Below are 6906 nucleotides of genomic sequence, written 5' to 3' on the forward strand. Positions count from 1 at the left end.
ATATTGTATATGTTATTAGATATATTATATATTTTATTGTATACTTTATTGTATATATTGTATACATTATAATTTGTATATTATTTCTTAATAAAACAAAAAATCTTTCAAGATTTTTATAACATTAATTTAGCATACTGTTTTAATAATAATATTTAATAATAAATTTAATAATAAGTTTAATAATAATTATAATTAATAATAATTATAATTAATAATAATAATAATAATAATAATAATAATAATAATAATCTGTTTAATAGTAGTGATTCAAAATGTACGAAAAAAATGCAAGTAAAAATTCCTATAGAGCTATAATAGCTTTAATTTTATTATTATTGGGAATTTTTCTTATTGGGGCTGCAAATGCAGCTAGTGTAGATATTACAAATTCAACAGCTGGTGGAATACACCATGCAGTTGATGTTGTAAATGACTCTGATACGATTAATTTGGCTAAAGGGATATACAATTATTCAAGCAATTCGAATAATTCAGCTAAAAATCTAAATATTGAAAAGAACATAACTTTAATTGGTTCAAGTAAATCAAATACAGTTATAGATTTTGGCAAAAACCAAATTAATATATCAGAAGGAAACTCATTAAATTTATATAATCTTACTTTAATTGTTCCTTATAAATATTCTAATATTGATTTATCAAATAATTTAAATACAAATAAAACTGGAAATTATACTCTTCACCCATTATCAAATACAAGTATAAATTTCTACAATATAAATTTTATTAACACATACAACAAATATGGTATCACAGTATCTACTGTAAACTTTACATCAAACAAAGTTGTTTTATATGCTTATCTTTATGATGATGAAGGTAATCCATTAGATGGTGATGTAAGCTTTTACATTGATGGTAAATTTTCAGGAAGAGTCTATGGTGCAAATGGTCAAGCAATTTACATCACAAATTTACCACAAGGAAACCATAATTACTATGCCGAATATATAGGAAATGGTATAGGGTGGGAGTATAATAATGGTACATTTAGTAAAAATAATATTTCTTTTACCATGCCAAAAAGCAATGGCTTAAATTTATTGTCAGCTCCTCTTCCTACATCTGGAAATAGGGTATGGGTAGATCCTATAAATGGTAATGATGGTAACAGTGGTTTAAGCATTGCCTTAGCTAAGAGAACTGTTCAAGAGGCTATAAGAGTCGCAGGTAGTAATTCATATGTAATTTTGCTTCCTGGAACATATTCAGGTTCTGGAAACAGAGATCTTACTTTTTCTTCATCAAACAATGTTACTATTATTGGTAATAATACAAATGGAACTGTTTTAATAACTCCAGCTGGGTACAGATTCCTGAGAATATCTGGAAGTTCATCAGCTCCTAAATATATTAATATATATAATATTGTTACAAATAGGAATACAATAGATGGTTTAATATACATTGAATCATATTCAAATGTTAATATTGGAAACTGTGAATTTTATAATTCCTCTACAGGTTGGCGTGGAGTAGTATATCTTCTTGGAAGTTATGCTAACCTAACTGTAACTGATTCAATATTCAAAAACTGTAGTGGAGTAGATGGTGCTGGAATATATGCTGAGGGTAACTATGTAAAGATTAATATAACCAACACTAACTTTACAAATAACTCAGTTACTGATGAAGGAGCATCTATTCATGTTCTTTGTCATGATGGGAATAATAGAGTTACTAATGTTACAAAACTTTTTTTAAACAATGTAATATTTAAAGATAACTATGCTGGTTGGTATGGCGGAGCTATTGATAACTATCGTTTTTGGATTGAAGCAAGAAATGTTAAATTTATTAACTGTACAGCAAGAGAGTATGGTGGAGCTATTGATAACAACTACAACTTCTTCAATGCATGGGACACTGAATTTATCAACTGTACATCAAGGGAGTATGGTGGAGGAGGAGCCATATATAATGACAACTCGGAAAAATCAGATGTTAGATTATATGGTGCAACTTTTATTAACTGTCGAAATTTAGCTACAGGTAGTATTGGTGGTGGAGCTTTAGGATCAGGTTCTGGTGCTTCATCTTATGGAATTCATAACTCTACTTTTATTAACTGTTATTCAGCTACTTTTGGTGGTGCAGTAGGTGTAAATGGTGGACAGATAAATATAACAAATTCTAATTTTATTAACAATTCTGCTGTACAATATGGTGGAGCAGTGGCTACAGCAAATGATAATATATATATCACAGGTTCTAGTTTTGATGGTAATTTTATTGTTCCAACAACTTATACTCCTTATGGTGGAGCTATTGCTAGTTCTGGAGGTTCTATAACTGTTTACTCTTCAAATATAACTAATAACTATATTTCAAATTCAAGAGACCTTGTTCTTCGTGGAGGAGCTATTGCTAGTTCTGGAGGTACTATCCGTGTTTATAATTCTAATATTGAAAATAACAGAGTAATAAATACTTATTCTGGTTCTGCTAATCCTGCTAATTATGGTGGAGCTATTTCTGCTGCTGGAAGTTCTGCAGTGTATATTTATAATTCTTCTATACTTAGGAATTATGTAGATGCTCCTGGTAGTTCAAATACTTTTGGTGGAGCTATTGGACTTGTATCAGGTAATATTGTGATTAATGGTTCTTATGTTTCTCATAATTATGCAACAGGTTTTGGTGGTGGAGCTGGATCTACTGGTGGTACTCTTAACCTTTCATACTCTAACATTGTAAACAACTCAGCTATTAATGGTGGAGGTGTTGGAACTTCTGCTACAATTAATACACTTAACTGTAACTTCACTGCCAATTATGCAAGTAATAATGGTGGAGGAGTAGCATTACTTGAAAATACAGCTAAAAATATTTTTTCTTCAAGTTTTGTTAATAATACTGCAGGAGGTAGTGGTACAGCTATTTATGCTGCACAAACATCTGCTGCTGTGAATATTAATTATAATAGGTTCTTTAATAACAATGAAACCCCTAATAGGGTATATCAAACTGTGTGGACTGTTTCATCTAATACTGCTGTTAATCTTAATTTGAATTGGTGGGGTAATAACACATATTATACTACTGGAAGAACTCCAGGTAATTATATTGTGGCAAATATTAATTATAATCCAGGAAATATAACATTTTATAATCGTACTGCTCATTTCTATTACTACCTAACAACAAGCAATGGTGCAGCTTTAAATGAGAGTCGCTTGCCTTCTTATTTAGGTCAGACAAATGTTGGAGTTCTATCTTATTCATATAACAATAGCTTCAATGCTAATTATGCTCATTATATCGATGTTCCATATAGTCCTTATGCTTATCTTGATGGTGCTTTTGAAGTAGACTGGTGGAAAAGTGCATTTACAAATATTAGTACAGTATCTACTCCTAATATAACTTCTAATACTCCTGCAGGTAAATATAAAAATATAACACCTTTAAGTGCAACTATTAAAGATAATTATGGATATGTTTTATCTGGTTTAAATGTTGATTTTTATATTGGTGGGCAATATGTAGGTAGTGCTATTACAGATTTAAATGGTGTTGCTTATTTAAATTATACTATTGGAAGTGCAGGTAACTTTAGCTATACTGCAAATTACACATACAATGATTTAAATTTCTTACCAGTTAATACTACTAAAAATCTTACATTTGTTAAAAGAAATACCACTATCTCACTTATACAAGTTGATGGTAATGCTACAAAACTTTTATACTTAAATGCTACTATTGTAGATGAATATGGTGAATTTGTTGATAATGTTCCTATTTACTTTATTCTTAATTCTGGAGGAAACCTAACAAGTGGTAATTCTAATTCAAATGGATTAGTTTCAGCTTCCTATATTTTTAACTCAATTGGTAATTACACTTACTATGCTTTGTTTAATGGTAATGGAAATTATACTGGAACTAACTCTTCTAACTATGGTGGATTAGTAACAGCACATATTATCTTTGTATATTTAACCCAAGATTTATATATTAATTCTACTGGAGGAAATGACAGTTCATTTGGATCAGATTGGAATAATACTTTAAAATCTCTTTTAAATGCTTTAAATAAAGCTATTTCATTAGGTTGGAATAATTACACTGTTCATATCGCTCCTGGTGTTTATGCTGGTGCTAATAACACTAATCAAGTTATTGATAAAAATGTAACTTTATTGGCTTACAGTTCTCTTGGTGGAGAAATAATATTTGATGGAGGAAATACTGCAATAAGTGGATTTGTCTCTAATGGTTCTAATTTAAACACTGTTAATATTATTAATATAACTTATATTAATGGAAATGGTGGAGCTATTAAAACTAATAATACTCTTCTTAACATTGAAAATTCTAAGTTTTATAATAATACCAATACTGCTTTAAATGTTTATGGTGCTAAAACAAATATTAGTGAAACTCATTTCATTGATAATAAGGGTATTAATGGTGGAGCTATTATTTTAACAAATTCAGAAGTTTCTATTAATAATTCTGAATTTAAAAATAATAATGCTAGTCTTGGTGGAGCTATTTATAACAATGGTGGAATTTTAAATTTAACTAAATCATCTTTATCTAATAATAGCTATACTACAATTTATACTATTGTTAATAATGGTAATAATATTCAAAATAATACTTTTAATTCAAATCTTGGTGTTTTAGGTATTGGCTTTAATAATTCTAAAATGGATTTAAACAAATATCTTATTAATGGGAATACCATTATAAATAATGCTGGAGCTATTCTTACTGTTGATGGTAATGCTAATACTATTGAAAATGGTACTATTAATGGTGGAGGAAATACTAATGGTATTTTAATCAATGGTAGATTTAATATATTTAATAATAATTCTATTAATGGTTTAAATGGTAAAGGTTTAATTTTCTCTAATACAAGTAGAAGTAATGTTTTTGCTAATGGTAGTATTTCAAATAATAATAATGGTGGAGTTTTACTTGATGGAAATAATAATTCTTTAGTTGGAAATAATATTGTTAATAATCATGCCTATGGAGTCAATGTTACATCTCCTGGAATTGGCTCAAGTGAATTTACTTTAATTAATTATAATCGTATTTATGGTAATCAAGTTGCTTTAGTTAATTATGGTACAAATGTTAATGCTAACTTTAATTGGTGGGGTGAAAATAATATTAGCAGTTTATTTGTTAATTATGCTTCACCTAGTGATTTGGTTTTAAATAATTGGTATGTTTTAAGGTTGTATTTAAATACTACATCTTATAATACTACAGTTTCTGGAACTAAAAAGCAGTATCATAATACTAGTTTTACTTTATCTTATAAATTGACTTTGAATAATTTGGCTACTGCTAATAACCCTGGTTTATTGCCTTATTTTACAGTTAATGTTTCTACTGAAAATATTACTGGATCAAATCTTGTGATTAATAATGGGGATATTAGAAGTTCTGACTACAACTGGATTAATAATATTTTAATGACTCAGTATGATTTTTCAAAGATAACTGCTTCTGCTGATAATGAGATTCTTTCTTTAGAGGTTGTTCCTTATATTGTTGAATTGAATATTGTTAAATCTGCTAATGTTTCTGGTACTGTTTTAAATGGTATTTTAGTCAAATATAGTATTAATGTGACTAATCTTGGTCCAGATAATGCTACTGGTTTACTTATTGGTGATAAATTAGATAGTAAGTTGATTTTTGTTAATTCTTCTAACACTAGAGGCACTTATTATGATTCTCATCTAGGTGTTTGGAATCTTAGTGCTTTAAATGCTGGTGAATCTTTAGTTTTAGATATTGTTGCTATTGTAAATGGTACTGGAATTATTAGTAATATTGCCAATATAACTAATCTTGATCAGAATAATATAGGTCAAATAAGTAGTGGAAATATTAGTTTCACTGTTGCTTCTACTGTGAACATTAGTATTGTTAAAACTAGTAATGTGTCTGGCAATGTCTTAAATGGTATTGATATTAGATATTCTATTAATGTGACTAATCATGGTCCTGATAATGCTACTGGTGTTGAAGTTACTGATATTTTACCTGCTGGTGTTATTTACAGGTCTTCTAATGCTAGTTTTGGCAGTTACAATCATGTTACTGGTAAATGGTATATTGGTGATTTAGCTAATGGTCAGAGTGTATTTTTAGATATTGTTGTTACTTTAAATAGTACTGGTAATGTTGTTAATATTGCTAATGTGACTGTTGATCAAAATAACACTGGTAATAACAGTAGTACTCCTGGTAACAATACTAATTTAACTGTTACTCCGACTGTGAATATTAGTATTATAAAAACAAGTAATGTTTCTGGTAGTGTTTCAAATGGTGTTGATGTTAAGTATACTATTAATGTGACTAATTTTGGTCCTGATAATGCTACTGGTGTTGAGATTACTGATAATTTACCTAATGGTTTGATTTATAAGTCTTCTAATACTACAGTTAATAGTTATAATTCTGCTAATGGTAAATGGTATATTGGTAATTTAGCTAATGGTCAAAGTGTATTTTTAGATATTGTTGCTACTTTAAATAGTACTGGTAATGTTGTTAATGTTGCGAACTTGACTGGTGTTGATCAAAATAACACAGGTAATAATAGTAGTCTTCCTGGTAATAACACTAATTTAACTGTTACTTCAACAGTGAATATTAGTATTATAAAAACTAGTAATGTGTCTGGTAATGTCTTAAATGGCATTGATGTTAAGTATACTATTAATGTGACTAATCATGGTCCTAATAATGCTACTGGTGTTGAGATTACTGATAGCTTACCTAATGGTTTGATTTATAAGTCTTCTAATGCTACTGTTAATAGTTATAATTCTGCTAATGGTAAATGGTATATTGGTAATTTAGCTAATGGTCAGAGTGTATTTTTAGATATTGTTGTTACTTTAA

The 6906-nt window shown here is 28.5% G+C and carries 1 protein-coding gene; it reads left to right on the forward strand.

Annotated elements, in window-relative coordinates; all coding sequences use genetic code 11:
- Positions 1-275: 275 nt before the first annotated feature.
- On the forward strand, positions 276-6906 hold a 6631-nt coding region (locus MBCUR_RS00185), incomplete at its 3' end, for a beta strand repeat-containing protein (RefSeq protein WP_084269377.1).

This window comes from Methanobrevibacter curvatus, assembly GCF_001639295.1.
GTDB classification, from domain to species: Archaea; Methanobacteriota; Methanobacteria; order Methanobacteriales; family Methanobacteriaceae; genus Methanoflexus; species Methanoflexus curvatus.